The organism is Okeania sp. SIO3B5 (genome assembly GCF_010692555.1).
Taxonomy (GTDB): Bacteria; Cyanobacteriota; Cyanobacteriia; order Cyanobacteriales; family Microcoleaceae; genus Okeania.
In genome coordinates, this window is record NZ_JAAHHG010000082.1 from 1 (window position 1) to 16,333 (window position 16,333).

The 16,333-nt window shown below is 39.1% G+C and carries 8 protein-coding genes; 5 read left to right on the top strand and 3 right to left on the bottom strand.

Annotated features, from left to right (window positions below):
• The first annotated feature begins 13 nt into the window (after positions 1–13).
• Entirely contained in the window at positions 14–5,182 is a 5,169-nt protein-coding gene (locus F6K54_RS13690) for a PAS domain S-box protein (RefSeq protein ID WP_293078345.1), read from the top strand.
• Entirely contained in the window at positions 5,179–5,304 is a 126-nt protein-coding gene (locus tag F6K54_RS13695) for a hypothetical protein (protein WP_293078322.1), read from the top strand. Before F6K54_RS13690 ends, F6K54_RS13695 begins: the two co-directional genes overlap by 4 nt.
• A 247-nt stretch (positions 5,305–5,551) precedes the next feature.
• On the opposite strand, the gene F6K54_RS13700 is transcribed toward F6K54_RS13695, so the two are convergent.
• Entirely contained in the window at positions 5,552–5,674 is a 123-nt protein-coding gene (locus F6K54_RS13700; RefSeq protein ID WP_293078323.1) for a hypothetical protein, read from the bottom strand.
• Positions 5,675–7,291: 1,617 nt separating this feature from the next.
• Between F6K54_RS13700 and F6K54_RS13705 the strand changes: the two genes are divergently transcribed.
• Positions 7,292–8,014 (top strand): response regulator transcription factor, encoded by a 723-nt coding sequence (locus tag F6K54_RS13705; RefSeq protein WP_293078325.1) that lies wholly within the window; start codon positions 7,292–7,294, stop codon positions 8,012–8,014.
• A 1,179-nt stretch (positions 8,015–9,193) separates the two neighbouring features.
• On the opposite strand, the gene ligA is transcribed toward F6K54_RS13705, so the two are convergent.
• Positions 9,194–11,248, bottom strand: a complete 2,055-nt coding sequence (gene ligA / locus F6K54_RS13710) for an NAD-dependent DNA ligase LigA (RefSeq protein WP_293078327.1) — start codon at positions 11,246–11,248, stop codon at positions 9,194–9,196.
• A 904-nt stretch (positions 11,249–12,152) separates the two neighbouring features.
• A complete protein-coding gene (locus F6K54_RS13715) occupies positions 12,153–13,112 on the bottom strand; it encodes an Npun_R2479 family HD domain-containing metalloprotein (RefSeq protein ID WP_293078329.1) in 960 nt (319 codons plus the stop codon).
• A 512-nt stretch (positions 13,113–13,624) separates the two neighbouring features.
• Between F6K54_RS13715 and F6K54_RS43780 the strand changes: the two genes are divergently transcribed.
• Positions 13,625–13,945, top strand: a complete 321-nt coding sequence (locus tag F6K54_RS43780) for a zinc ribbon domain-containing protein (protein ID WP_375341971.1) — start codon at positions 13,625–13,627, stop codon at positions 13,943–13,945.
• 392 nt (positions 13,946–14,337) lie between these two features.
• Complete coding sequence (locus F6K54_RS13725; protein ID WP_293078331.1) at positions 14,338–15,195, top strand: calcium-binding protein; 858 nt, start codon at positions 14,338–14,340, stop codon at positions 15,193–15,195.
• Positions 15,196–16,333: the final 1,138 nt, after the last annotated feature.

The following is a 16,333-nucleotide window of genomic DNA, read 5'->3' on the forward strand; positions in this document are numbered from 1 at the left end:
TCTGAATGAACTGCTGGAAAAACTAGCCCCAATGATGCTCCAGACATCCGGGGCTGAACGGTTGGTGCTGCTGTTGCCTGATGCAGATAACACCTGGCAGGTGAGGGTAATGGCAACCTTTGAAACTACACAGTTGGTCTCAGACCCGCTGATGGATAATCCCCACCTGCCAGTACAGCTAATTCAATACGTCCAACATACCCAAGAAATTTTGGTGGTCGATGGGTTAGACCGATCGCTACCCATCGTTGATTCGTATCTGCAACAACATTCCCATCGGAGTGTGTTGTGTTTACCCCTCATGCACCAGACCAAACTAATAGGTTTACTGTATCTAGAACATCACTCGCTATCTGGAGTTTTTAGTTGCGATCGCATCACCATCGTTAACTTTCTTTGTTCCCAAGTCTCGATTTCCCTGGGGAATGCACTGCTTAACCAGAAATTAGAACAAAAACTTGAAGTCAAAACTGCCCAACTACAGGCCAGTGAAGCCCGTTTGCGGAACATGGTTGACAACATTCCAGGTGTTGTTTACCAGGCCCGCGTTACCGCCGATGAAGCTTATTCCTTCCTCTATGTCAGTCCTAATTGCCATGCTCTCTACGAAGTATCGGCAGAAGCTATGATGAGTGGTAAGTATAGCTTGCGGGATTTTGAGTACAGCGAAGATAAACCCATCATCCACCAGACCCTGATTGAAGTTAACCAAACATTACAGCCCTTTGATAGCCAATTTCGCATAGTAACGCCTTCAGGTACTCTGAAATGGGTACACGTGATTGCCTGTCCTATCCCACAACCAGATGGAGCAACCCTATGGGATGGCATTGTGATGGATGTGAGCGATCGCAAACAAGCGGAAGAACAATTAAAAGTCTTATCAACACGACTCGAACTTGCCCTACAAAGTGCGGAAATTGGCATCTGGGAATGGAATTTCCAAGACAATCATCTGTCCTGGAATAACCGAATGTTTGAAATATATGGTATACAACCCGAAGCGTTTGAGGGTAGTCACCAGGACTGGGAAAAGTTTGTCCATCCAGATGATTTAGAACAGGCTCAATCAAGGGAAGAAGATAAATATCCTGTTTCCAGAGAGTTCAGAGTTATCCGACCAGATGGCTCAGTTCGTTATGTTGCCTCCACCGTTATCAGGGAATATAACGACCAGAGGCAACTGATACGGGAAGTAGGAACTCATATTGATATTACCCCTCGCAAAGCTATAGAACTCGCCCTACAAGAAAGTGAACGACGCTATGCCAGCCTAGCCACCGCTGCTCCAGTTGTTATTTATCGCTTAGATAAACCACTGCATATTTCCTACATTAATGAGCGCTGGAGTGAGATGACGGGTAGACCGCCTGAAACTGCACTCGGGTATGGCTGGATGGATGTCCTGCACCCAGACGACCGCGAAGAATTCGTTGTCCATTGGTCGGAAGTGTATTCCCGAGAAGACCTCCCGGATGAATTTTTTATGCATGGTTCAGAGGGACGACATCTCCGCCCGGACGGTACTGTAAATTGGTTCTATTCTAGATTAGCACGGGAGTTGGATGAACACGGCAATGTTGTGGGCTATATCGGTACCTTAACCGATATTACGGAACGCAAAGAGGCAGAACTCGCCCTCCAAGATGCTCAAGCCCAATTCCACAGGATGACCGAAAATGTGCCGGGGATGATTTTTCGCTACGTTCGCCATGTTGATGGCATTGAGGAACTGACCTATGTGAGTTCCCAGGTGCGGGAACTTTTTGAAGTTGAACCCGAAATTGCTCTGCAAAATACCTTATGGCATAGAATCCATCCCGAAGATGTGCCTAAGATAAGTCATGCTACTCAGGTTGAAGCCGAAACTCTGCAAAGGTTTGTCGTTCCCTATCGTGTGATTCTACCTGAGAAGGGTATCCGCTGGCTACAGAATATAAACAGTGTAAAGCGATTGGAGAACGGTGATACGGTTTGGGATGGCATTGTTATTGATATTAGCGATAGCAAACAAGTGGAAGAGCAATTAAAAGCCTTATCAACACGGCTAGAACTTGCTCTAAAAAGTGCAAAAATTGGCATCTGGGAATGGAATTTACAAGACAATCATTTCTCCTGGGATGACCGGATGTTTGAAATATATGGCGTATCACCTGAGACCTTTGGAGGAACTCACCAGGACTGGGAAAAGTTTGTCCATCCAGATGATTTAGAACAGGCTCAATCAAGGTCAGAAGATAAATATCCTGTTTCTAGAGAGTTCAGAGTTATCCGACCGGATGGCTCAGTTCGTTATGTTGTCTCCACCGTTATCAGGGAATATAACGACCAGGGGCAACCGATACGGGCAGTGGGTACTAATATTGATATTACTCCTCGCAAAGCCATAGAAATCGCTCTACAAGAAAGTGAACGACGCTATGCCAGTTTAGCTGCCGCCGCTCCAGTTGCTATCTTCCGTATGGATAAATCAATGAACTGCACCTATGTAAACGATCGCTGGGAGGAAATGACAGGACATCCCCTTGAATCAGCTCTTGGGAAAGGATGGATGCATACATTACATCCCGACGATCTTGAAAATGCAATTGTCACATGGACTGAAATCTATGCCAATTTGCCTTCCGGTTCGCCAGTTTTACCGGGGGCAGAGGGCAGACACCTGCGCCCCGATGGCACAATCCGCTGGCATTACGTTCAGATCGCCCAGGAGTTGGATTATTATGGCAATGTTGTGGGTTATGTCGGCACATTGACAGATATTACCGAACGTAAAGAGGCTGAACTCGCCCTGCAAGACTCCCAAGCCCAATTCCACCGGATGACAGAAAATGTACCAGGGATGATTTATCGCTACATTATCCATGCCAATGGCAGTGACGAACTGACTTATGTGAGTTCTCAGGTACGGGAGATTTTTGAAGTTGAACCCGAAATTGCTCGCCAAAGTATGGATTCCCTATGGGAGAGAATTCATCCTGATGATGTTGATAGAGTAAAGGCTCAGATTCAGTATTCTGCTGAGACAAGGCAACCTTTCAAGAGTCAATATCGCCTAGTCCTTCCTCAAAAGGGACTCCGATGGGTTCAAAATGTGGCTCATCCAGAATACTTCGACAATAGCAATGTGATGTGGGACGGGGTTGTGATTGATATTACCGATCGCAAAGCTGCCGAAAAGTCTTTAAATCTAACCCAGTTTGCAGTTGACAAGACTGCGTTAGGAATCTTCTACATTCGGGAAGATGGTAGTTTTCTCGAGGTTAATGAATCAGCTTGTTCCAACCTGGGCTACAGTTATGAAGAATTGAAAAAGCGTTATATTTGGGAAATCAATCTTGATTTACAACCCCATGAATGGCGCTACTATTGGGAATGCCTCAAGCAAAAGTCAGTTGCCAAGTATGAAGTCAACCACCAACGCCAAGATGGCAGCATTTTTCCTGTTGAAGTTATTTGTAACTATCTCGAATATGACGGCGAGGGTTTTGTATTTGCACAAGTGCAAAATATTAGCGATCGTAAACGAGCCGAACTTGCTTTAGAACAAGAGGTGTTACGGCGAACCACGATTTTCAACACCTCATCAGACGGCATCCATATCCTAGACATTAAAGGAAATCTCATTGAAGCTAACGCGACTTTTTTCCAAATGTTAGGCTATATACCAGCAGAAGCTTGGCATCTAAACGTTAGCGACTGGGATGCCAAATTTTCCCTCAAACAAATTCAAGCAAACCTTGAGGCGAACTTCTTAGATCCTTCCAAGGTCAGAGTGGTAGAAACTTTGCATCGTCGCAAAGATGGCTCGGTCTTTCCAGTGGAGACTTCTGTCTGTTCTATGGAATGGAATGGACAGGTTTCCTTCATCTGCATTGCCCGCGATATTTCCGAACGCAAACAAGCAGAAACCCAACTACAACGTACCAATGAAGAACTCATGCGCGCTACTAGATTAAAAGATGAGTTCTTAGCCAATATGAGCCACGAACTCCGGACCCCGCTGAACTCGATTTTGGGTTTATCTGAAGCCTTGCAGGATGAAGTCTTTGGTCCTTTGACAGACAAACAACTCAAATATCTCAAAACAATTGAACGAAATGGCAACCATTTACTAAGCCTAATCAATGATATTCTGGATGTCTCCAAAATTGAGTCGGGACAACTTGAACTAGATTTAGAGGTAACCAATATTGGTAATTTGTGTGAGTCGAGTCTGGCATTTGTTAAACAACAAGCGGTCAAAAAAAGCATTTCTCTCAATACGGCTATCCCCCCCCATTCCCTAAACCTGTTGATTGATGAGCGACGCATTCTTCAGAGCTTGGTCAACTTACTCAATAATGCGGTGAAGTTCACTGCTGAAGGTGGATCTGTTGCTCTGGAGGTGAGTTGTCATCACCAGAACAAAAATTGGCAAAGGTTAGATTCGCAAGAGCAATCTGAGGAAGTGGAAAATCCAAATCAAGTAGTGTGGGAGTCTGGCAAACTAACGGCTAGAAGCTACATCAAAATCAGCGTTAGGGATACTGGAATTGGCATTGCTCCAGAACAAATCACCAAGTTATTCAAACCCTTTTCTCAAACAGATAGTGCCCTGAATCGAAAATATAACGGAACAGGTTTAGGGTTAGTTCTGGTGAAACAAATGACGGAGCTTCACGGGGGAACGGTTAGTTTAACGAGTGAAGTGGGTGTGGGTAGCTGTTTTAGTATCAACCTCCCCTATGATTCTGATTCGTCTCTATCTAACCCTGAGTCATTGTCTGATGATATCGACCAGCCAAATTTGCCTAGTTCTGTTCAATCAGAAGATTTACCTCTGATCTTGTTAGCTGAAGACAATGAAGACAATATTAGTGTAATGGTTTCTTACTTAGAGAAGAATGGCTATCGTCTAATTGTGGCTAAAAATGGGCTTGATGCAATTCTATTGGCACAAACTCACCGTCCAGATTTAATTTTAATGGATATTCAAATGCCAGAGTTAGATGGCCTCAAAGCTATTGAGCGGATTCGTCAAGATTCAAACCTCAAACCCATTCCTATTGTTGCTCTAACAGCTCTTGCCATGGCAGGCGATCGAGAACGTTGTCTAGAAGCTGGTGCTAACTTGTATCTCAGTAAACCAGTTAAGCTCAAACAGTTAGTCTCTCACATTCAAAAATTGTTAGTTCAATGAGGCAGTCACTCTTTGAAAATACTGATTATCAGGGAAGGCAGAAGGCAGAAGGCAGAAGGCAGAGGGCAGAAGGCAGAAGGCAGAAGGCAGAGGGCAGAAGGTTTTTCCCATTATCACCCTAATTTTATACACAAACGATGCTACCGGACATGATATTAGGGGTGGGTTGTCTCCTACCCTCACCCATAAGACTTTTTCAGCAAACCCTAAGTAGATAGGCGCGAAAAAAACTAAGTATGTAACAAAAAGTAAAGTAGTTCTGAAACCTCTTCCCTTCTGCCCTCTGCCTTCATCTAACCATAAATTTTAACGCCTACCTACTTATATCATGTTCGTTGGTATAGTCCCGTGTAAAAGTTGGGGAAATATCTACTGCCATATAAGTAAAATTTTTCCTTCTCTTAAAGCTTCTTCCTTCTTCCTTCTTCCTTCTTCCTTACCTTCTCTATACAAGACCGATGCTACCGGACATGATATTACAGCAGTTTTCATATCTGTAGACCACAGTAGGGACGTTGCATGCAACGTCCCTACAAGGTTTTGGTTATGGCGATGTGGTTCATCAATTTGAAAAGCGCTGTAATCTATAATATCATGTCCGGTTGAACAGTTATAAATAAATAACGACTTAGGAGTCAGGAGTCAGTCCTCAGGAGTCAGGAGGGAAGACTGAAGTTGGAAGAAGAATAAGTGGAGTTGAAGGAGAAAGTTTTTTATCACGCTATTATCCGGACATGATATAACTGTTTAACTGGATTTGATCTTACATAATTGCAGGACGATGATCGCATTTTTATAAGCTGAAAATTTTGATAGATCGAACAAATTTTTGGATACATATCAAAATCATCCTATGATGATGCAAAGCCCAATTTTTCGGTAATATTTTTTCCCTTTTTTTTTTATGCTGATATGATCTCCGGCAAATTAACGAGAATAAAAGTTTTCTTCTTGACTTTTTATTTCCAGGTAATGCTCTTTTTCCTATCTTTTATACCAATTTGAAAAAAGAATGCTACAAAAAGGTAGATATCGATAGAATATTATTAAAAATAGTCGTCCCAGTTCATTTGAGATAGTTATCTCTATCTTTTTTCCCTTTTTTTCAATAGTTATCCCTTCTTACTTCTTCCCTCTTCCTTCTTTCTTGCTTCTACCATTTGTAACAAAAATTTATTAAATTGGTATTATATCATGTCCGATAGCATCGGAGCGTGTATAAAATTAAGGTGACAATGAAAGAAAACCTTCTGCCTCCTGCCTCCTGCCTCCTGCCTTCGGACAACCATTGTCTAATTATTCAACCGGACATGATCTTACATAATTACAGGACGATGATCGCATTTTTATAAGCTGAAAATTTTGATAGATCGAACAAATTTTTGGATACATATCAAAATCATCCTATGATGATGCAAAGCCCAATTTTTCGGTAATATTTTTTCCCTTTTTTTCTTATGCTGATATGATATCCGGCAAATTAACGAGAATAAAAGTTTTCTTCTTGACTTTTTATTTCCAGGTAATGCTCTTTTTCCTATCTTTTATACCAAGCGTGAAAAAAGAATGCTACAAAAATGTAGAGTTCGATAGGATATTATTAAAAATAGTTCTTCCAGTTCATTTGAGATAGTTTTATCTATTTTTATTCCCTTTTTTTCAATATTTATCCCTTCTTACTTCTTCCCTCTTCCTTCTTTCTTGCTTCTACCATTTGTAACAAAAATTTATTAAATTGGTATTATATCATGTCCGGTAGCATCGGAGCGTGTATAAAATTAAGGTGACAATGAAAGAAAACCTTCTGCCTCCTGCCTCCTGCCTCCTGCCTTCTGTACACCAAAGTCTAATTATTCAACCGGACATGATATTATTAGGCATTTCAACTAACATTATATCAATGATGTACCATATTATAAATCTGAAAAATTGCATTTTTTGGACTTATATCATGTTCGGATAATTAGCGATAAAAAACCTTCTCCCTTTAAATCTTTTTTTCCCTTCTGCCTTCTGTCTTCTGCCTTCTCTTCTTAGGGTATTTTGCGATAATTGTCGTAGCAGTTAAACTGGTAATGTACCCACACAAAAATTAGGAGGATGTTTAATATGGCATCTAATAAAATTCTTGTAGTTGATGATGACCAAGCAATCAAAATGTTAGTTCATCGTTTTTTAACTAAGCAAGAATATCAAGTAGAGTCTGCAGAAGATGGTAAAACAGCTTTAGTTTTATTTAAAGAATTTCAACCAGACTTAGTTGTTTTAGATATAAATCTACCAGATACTAATGGGTTTGATCTTTGTCAGGAAATGCAAAGTTACAATGATGTATTGGTATTGATGTTGAGCAGTCTATGTGATGAAGCAGCTAAAGTCCTAGCTTTTCAGTTAGGTGCTGACGGTTATCTGACAAAACCATTTAGTTTAGTAGAATTGAATGCTCTTATGAGAGCAATATTAAAACGTCAAAGATTACCTTCTAATAAAAAATTAGACCAGCTTGTATTTGGAGATTTAGTCATAAATAATACTACTAGAGAAGTAAAATTTAAGAATAAAATTGTTTCTCTAACTAACATACAATTTAATTTATTATTTTGTATGGCTAATAAACCAAGCTATGTTTGGAAGCGCTCTGAATTGTGCAATCAAGTATTTAATAGTGAAAATGATTCTTGGTTTGGAAACGAAAAAGTTTGTGATGTACATATTAGTCAGATTCGCAAAAAAATTAAAAATTGTGGTTGTGATTTTGAGTATATAAAAACTATTTATAAAGTTGGCTATAAGTTTGAAATTCCAGTCAAAGATGATTTGATACAGGAATAACTAATACCGTTTCACGGAAGTTATAAGTCAAAATTTAAAATTCAAAAGTCAAAAATCAAAAGTCAAAAGTAAGATTTTATAGAGCTACAAATTCACGGAAGTTATAAGTCGAAAGTAAAAATTTAAAAGTCAAAAGTCAAAAGTCAAAATTCAAAAGTAAGATTTTATAGAGCTACAAAAGTTGGTTCCCTTGCCCTTAAAGCCTATATTAATTTAAACACTATCCTTAAGGAGAGAGTCTTATTGCTGATAGCTGAAAGCTGAATGCTTACGTTATTTATATTCTGCTTACTTGGTAATTTTCTATATCATAAATTCTCAATTATTTTCATTAACAAACGCTGTAATTATAATAAGCTATTTTACTTTTAATACCAATTTGAAAAAAGAATGCTACAAAAAGGTAGACCTCGATCAGATATGCTGAAAAATAGCTAGTCCAGTTCATTTTAGATAGTTATTTATATTGTTTTTCCCTTTGTTTCAATATTTATCCTTTCTTCCTTCTTTCCTCTTCCTTCTTTCGTACGGACGTTGCATGCAACGTCCCTACCATTTGTAACAAACATTTATTAAATTGGTATAAACCATATATCCAATCGACTAAGAGAAGAAAAAAAATCGGGTGCATCTCAATGCGTGAATAAAGCCAAAAATTTATCGCTTTTAGGCAACAGGCAACAGGGAATATAGCAATGAGCGCTGGTATATTTACAAATTACAAGAACTGTCCAATAGCTAAAAGTCTTATACTATCGGTTTTTTATTCCTCCTGTTGCCTGTTGCCTGTTGCCTGTTGCCTGTTGCCTGTTGCCTGCGCACAGCGCTATAGATGAGAAAAAAGTATTTTTGCAAATATGAGATGCACCCAAAAAATCCTGATAAGAAGAGGTAATAATTAATAATTAGGGTCTGCTGAAAAAGTCTTTTAGTAGGGGTAGGAGACAGGAGACAGGAGACAGGAGACAGGAGAAATGGGAATGAGCGAGGGAGTAGAAGTAAGAATTTTCCCAAGATTATCTTGCCCAACTATGCGCCTAAAATACTAACTTTTTAAGCGTTTTAGACTAAAACAGGCGCACTTTTTTCTACCCTAAAAAGGCACTTACCTTTATCTGGTAATTATTTGAGATTTAATCAGCAAACCCTAATTAATAATTAATTATTAATTATTAATTGCTAAATGCTTTCCAACATTCCCAATAACTGTGCTTCACTCAACTGCTCGATCCCCAACTTTTCAGCTTTTTGCAACTTAGAACCTGGATCTTTTCCCACTACAACAAAATCAGTCTTAGAACTCACTGCACTTGTCACCTTACCACCAGCAGTTTCAATCAAACTCTTCGCCTCATCCCGCTTCAAGGTTGGTAAAGTTCCCGTTAACACAAAAGTTTTACCTGCTAAAAATGCACTTTGCTCTTTTGTCACATTCTCTGTATCTGTTCTTACCTCCATCGTCACTCCAGCATTATTCAGACGTTTCACCAATTCTTGATTAGCTGATACCTGAAACCACTGTTCAATTGATTGAGCAATTTCTGGGCCAATTCCATAGACTGCTTCAATATCTGTCGCCTTTGCCTGTGCCAACTGTCCTACACTGGAAAACTTCTGAATTAATAACTCTGCATTCACGCTACCCACATGACGAATACCTAAACCATAAAGCACCCGCGCCCAAGATTTTGTCTTGGAAGTAGCGATCGCATCCACCAATTTACTAGCAGATTTTTGTCCCATGCGTTCGAGGGAAGTTAAACTTTCGACATTCAAATCATATAGATCCCCTACCGACTGAACTAAACCACTATTTACCAACTGCTGTACCAATTTTTCTCCCAAACCATAAATATCCAGAGCGCCTCTAGAGGCCCAATGTACCAAGGAACCCCGAAGAATAGCGGGACATGAAGCGTTGATACACCTAGTTACTGCCTCATCGGTAGGTTTGACCACAGGTTGACCGCATTCTGGACAGTGACTAGGCATTTGAAATAGTTGGGCATTTGTGGGACGTAGTTCTGGCAAAACTCGTACTACTTCTGGAATAATTTCTCCTGCTTTGCGGACTATTACTGTGTCCCCAATATGTAAATTTAGTTCCGCGAGGCGATCGCTATTATGTAGGGAGGCCCTTTGTACAGTTGTACCTGCTAACTGGACAGATTTCAATTCTGCCACGGGGGTAAGTGCCCCAGTGCGGCCTACTTGAATTGTGACTGCTTGGACAATAGTCGGGACTTCTTCGGCAGGATATTTAAGAGCGATCGCCCACCGAGGAAATTTTTGAGTAAATCCTAATTTTCTTTGTAGTGGTAAAGAATTAAGTTTAACTACAACTCCATCGGTTAAATAGGGCAAATTTTTTCGTTCAGTATCCCAATATTGATAGTATTTTTGAACGTCATCTAAAGATGAGCAAATTTGACGATGAGGATTAACTTTAAAGCCTAATTTTTGTAGTAATTCTAAATATTGCCATTGGGTAGAAAATTGAGATAATTCTGAGTTAATTTCAGATTTTATATAAAGTGTATAAGCGAAAAAATCTAGTCGGCGTTGAGCAACTATTTTTGAATCTAATTGTCGCAAAGTACCTGCTGCTGAATTACGGGGATTAGCAAATAGTGGTTCTCCTATTTTTTCTCTTTCTGCGTTGATACTTTCAAATACATTAATTGATAAAAAAGCTTCACCTCGAACTTCTATTATTGAGGGTGGATTATCTATTTTTAGTTTTAAGGGAATACTTTTAATTGTTTTGACATTTTGAGTAATATCTTCTCCTGTAATTCCATCTCCACGAGTAGCTCCTCTAACTAATAAACCATTTTCATAAGTTAGAGCTAAAGCAGAACCATCAATTTTGAGTTCACAAACATAATCTACCGTATCAGGATGGGAATCGATTTTTATTTGACGTTGCCAACGTTCTTGCCAATTTTTTAACTCCTCAATATTAAAAGCATTTTCTAGGCTATAAAGAGGAATATTATGCTCAATTGAGATAAATTTAGTTGCTGGTTTTTCTCCTACTCTTTGGGTAGGACTATCTGGAACAATTAATTGAGGATATTGAGTTTCTAATTCTTGTAATTCTCGAATGAGGCGATCGTAAACAGTATCTTCCATAATAGGGTTATCAAGAACATAGTAAGCATAACCAGCTTCTTGAAGTTTCTGCCTCAATTGTTGAGCGCGTTGCTCTAATTCTGGCGTTAACTTTGCCATGTTTTTTCTCCTTTTTAGGGAATAGGGAATAGGGAATAGGGAACACCGGATCTGGGAACAGGGAACAGGGAAAAATCTATCAGAATCATGTCCGGATAATTAGTAATAATTAGGGCTTGCTGATTAAATCTAAAAGCATTAACATATAAAGACTTTAGGCTTTTTGGTGTCGAAAAAAGTGCGGCTGTTTCAGTCTAAAATGCTCAAAAAGGAGCGTATTTTAGGCGCATAGTTGGGCAGAAAAATCAAGGTACAATTCTTACTTCTACCTCCTCTAAATTCCCCGTTCCTCCTGTCTCCTGTCTCCTATCTTCCCCTCCTGGGAGCAGGGCTATTTCAAAGTATTGTAGATTAACGATTTAAGGAGAACGGAAGATGAGGGGATAGTGAAACAGTGAAATTTGCCAAAATTTGCCGATTTTTCAGCTAATAAGCGTCTTTAAGCTCTAAGAGAATATTTGCTTCAACGCTGCTTAAAAGCCTTCATCCCCGTGTCTCCGTGTCTCCGTGTCCCCGTGTCTATCGAGAATGAAACAGCCCTGCCCTCCTGGGAGGGGGAGGGGCGAGGGGTGGGTTGTCTCCTGTCTCCTACCCCTACTAAAAGAATTTTTCAGCAAAGCCTAATTATAGATCGAAAAACTTTTTCCTCCTCTTCCTTACTTCCTTCTTCCTTCTTCCTTTTTCATATCTTAATAGGGAATAGGGATAGGCAACAGGGAAAAATTTATCAGAATCATGTCCGGATAATTAGTAATAATTATAGATCGAAAAACTTTCTCCTTTTCCTCCTCTTCCATCTTCCTTCTTCCATCTTCCTTCTTCCATCTTCCTTCTTCAAATTTGAATCACATAGATTAATTAATTATTTTTGATAATTTTTTGATCAAAATACAGTTTTTTATAGTTATAAATTCAACTCTGGAAATTCACTAAACTTCTTTTTCTTCACTGGTGTTTTTGTTTTTGAAGCATCTCCATTCATGTAACTTTTGTTTTTAGCATCTAGTGACTTTATACCATTAGTTTTTTCCTGTGGTTCATGTTCTACCTGAAACACATTTGCATAGAGATTAGCAATAATTTGTTTGCCACTTTGAGTCAATTCTAAATAATTAATAGCTGCAGGAATATAAGGATAAACCCCATCCCAATAAAATTTTGCATAGCTACGTCTTAGATCTCCAGGAGATTTATAACCCAAAACTTTATTAGTGCCAACTTCTTCAAATTCATAGAATAAAGCACTAATTTTCAATAAATAATTAGGGTCACTTAATTGACCGATTAAATCTGCTGCTCTTGATAATCCAGAAAAATTATTTCTATCTTGATGAGTTTCTGCTTTAGGAATAGGAAAACGGGTTAGTTCAATATTACGTTTAATTTGCTCTGCATCAATTAGCCGATGACCACCAAAACGTTCATCTATTACTAACTTACCTCGATCTACATGATAAGGAGTAAGGCTAGCTGAAGTAGCACCATCTCCCAAAGAAACCATTCCATCATTGATTCCTGTAGCATATGAACTTAATAATTCTTGGTCCTCTCGGCAAACTCCTTTAACATAACCAATATCGTGGCACAATAATGAAATAATATAATGTAACCAATCTTCGGGAGAAACTCCACCTTCACGAATATGCTTACCCCGCAAAATTTCTTGCCCAACAAGAGTAACTAACATTGTATGTTCAACATTGTGATATAGAGCATCACAGTTAGCAATATTCTCAAGAGCCATATTTCCTGCCCAGGCAATAATTTCTGGATAGTTGGGCTTAAAACCACCATAAGTACGATGGTAACCTGCCTGTAGCTCTTTTACGAAAGCATTTATTAATATTTCTGTTGCATTTAACATTATATTTTATTTGCACTCCAGTATTAAATATTACTCTAAATTACTCTAATAGCTCTATCTATGTCATTAGCTATAAACTTGTCAATTCATAAATTCATGATTGACTAGCTTTTCTAATTACTTGCAAGTCTGAATACCAAAAAATTATTTTTTTAGTTTTGATTTTTATTATCTACTTAATTTAAAAGTAGCAGAAATCTATGGCTTCGCCAAGATAATTTCTCAAATAGGGACATTGACGTTCATCAGAAATAGGAATAGACCTTTAGAGCAGTCCTTTAAACTTATAATATAGGTACACTCGAACTATGAAATAAGGGAGTAACTATTAACAATGCCTCAGACCTCTATTTCCTTTTATGTAAATGAGGAGATAGTTGAATCTTGCATCCTAATAAAATATCTTTAAATAATCCGATTTGGTATAAATTGGAAGGAATCATAAAACACAAGACAGCAGTCATAATAAATTAGTGGGCAATCAAACTTAATACCAGTAAATCACCATATTTATCTCAACTTGTGGTCATGTATTAGAAAAATTACCTCTAAATATTAGACAATGGGATTGTCCAGAGTGTGGTAGTCACCATGACCGTGATATTAACGCTGCAATTAACATTTTGCGCATGGGAACCCGCGTCGGCGTAAGACGCAAGGGAACGCCCACGCTCGAAGGCTGCGGGAGGAGCAGTGTCAGTCTGTGGAGCGCGCCTTTAGACCATCTGAGAGTAAATCTCGTTTATGCTGGTGCTATGTTAGCGCAGCTCCTCCGGAGGAGGAAACAGAAATCTCCTAGCAGTGATGTTAAGGAATCCCGCGCTGTCTCGTAGAGCAGCGTCGGGAGGATGTCAATGAAGGTTTTAGATCCATAAGAATCAGGACTTACGCAAAGGCACTATATATAGAGTCTATGTGCGTTACGCTAGCGCTAACACACCCTACCAATAGCGTTAATGCGTAAGTCCTGAGAATTAATAACTACGACTCCTGACGACTATATCTCGCCAATCTGACATTACCTTAGTTTCTCCCTTCAAAATTAACTTTAATTAGGGTTTGCGCTCAAAAGTCTGTTAGTGAAGGAAGGGAGTAGGGAGTAGGGAGTAGGGAGTAGTTAAGAGTAAAAAGTTTAGGGGAGTTATAGAGGAGGTAGTCGTTCATCATGGAAGAGAATGTCAAAAATGTAAATATAATTTACAAAGAAGTTATTCAGTAGAGTTTTATGGTCACAGCAACAGAAGAAGAGCTTTTTAACGGTGTAATCAATCTAGTTAGTTTTTTTGGGCCTTCGATTATGGATGAATCAATTCCAGGAGGTGGTAATGGAGGTAGTAATGGTAATGGGGGCGGTAATGGCACAAGCACCGATGGAAGTGGGAGTTCTGGAAATCAATTTAATGAAATTCTCGGTACAGAAGAGGATGACAGTATCAACGGTACAGCAGGGGCAGACCTCATTATGGGAATGGGAGGTCGAGATTCTATAGAAGGTAGAGGCGGAGGAGATAGAATTTTTGGAGAAGGAGATAATGATACTTTGCTCGGAGGTACAGGTAATGACTCCCTACTCGGCGGTCAACAACAGGATTATATTTTAGGTGGTGATGGTAGCGACACATTGTGGGGTGGTAGGAATAATGACTCTCTATTTGGTGAAGAAAATGAAGATACACTTTATGGTAATAAAGGTAATGACTGTCTTTTTGGTGGTTTAGAAGATGATAGCCTCTTCGGAGGTAAAGAAGATGATTTTCTAGATGGAGGTGAAGGTGATGATACTCTAGTAGGCGATCGCGACTCTGATATTTTAACAGGAGGAACAGGAGAAGATTTATTTGCTATTAATGAAAACACAGGTGGTCTCAGTCCATCAGATGCAGATATTATTACAGACTATAACCCTGAAGAAGACGATCAAATTGGATTAATTGATGGTTTAGCGCTTAGTGACATAGAATTTGAGACAACTGTTGTAGGTGGAGAAAATGGTGTAGCTATTAGGTTGAGGAATGATGATGAAGATTATCTGGCAATAGTGTTGAATGTTGTAGAAGGCGATCTAGACTTTACTATTATCTAAGGAAGGCAGAGGGCAGAAGGCAGAGGGCAGAAGGGAAATAAAGGTTCAAAGGGAGAAGGTTTTTTATCACTAATTATCCGTTAGCGTAGCTCCCCCTCCGGGGGAACATGATATGATATCATCTTTCTTTAAATACCCACAAATAAAATTTATTAGGGAGTAGGGAGTAGGGGGAAATTTGATAGATGCTCAAGATAATTGATGAAGAACATTAATATTTACTTCTAATTTGGGTTTGCGCTCAAAAGTCTGATTGTGATGATAGGGAACAGGGAACACTTAACTAGGAACAGGGAACAGTTTAGACTATCTGCTACGGCCAATTTTTTTGATACTCAGGGGAAAAGTATTAACATTTTGAGCCCACCCACACGCACGTCAAGAGCGTAACATTAAAAGTAGTATATGAACCCGTAGTTTGGTAAGTATTTATACTATGCAAATCATCTTAATTACTTTTTTCGTTCATCAAATTCCGAGTAAAAAATTTACGCATAAATACTTGCTATACATGATTATTCAATCACGGCAGCTATGATTTTCTTCTAAAATTCTGTCTCCTGTCTCCTGTCTCCTGACTCCTTCTTATATTAGGGAGTAGGGAGTAGGGAGTAGGGAGTAGGGGGAAATTTGATAGATTTTCAAGATAATTGATCAAGATCATTAATATTTACGTCTAATTAGGGTTTGCGCTCAAAAGTCTGATTGTGATGATAGGGAACAGGGAACACTTAACTGGGAACAGGGAACAGTTTAGACTATCTGCTACGGCCAATTTTTTTGATACTCAGGGGAAAAGTATTAGCATTTTGAGGCAAAAACAGCCAAAAACCTTGCACTTTTTAAAGGCCAAAAAAGGCAGCAAAGCAATATCAGTCAATGCGCGTGATATTTAATCAGCAAGCCCTAATTAGGGTTTGCGCTCAAAAGTCTTTTTGCGCTCGACAGGGAGTAGGGAGTAGGGAGTAGGGAGTAGGGAGTAGTTAAGAGTCAAGAGGAATCAGGAGTTGTAGAAGACATACAAAGGAAAAATTATCCCCGGCCCAAGTCTACCCAATTCTTACCCAAATACTCAATTTTTGAGCATTCTTAGGGGAGTTCAGGGGTACTTTTTCACTACCTAAAAAGCCTAAAACCA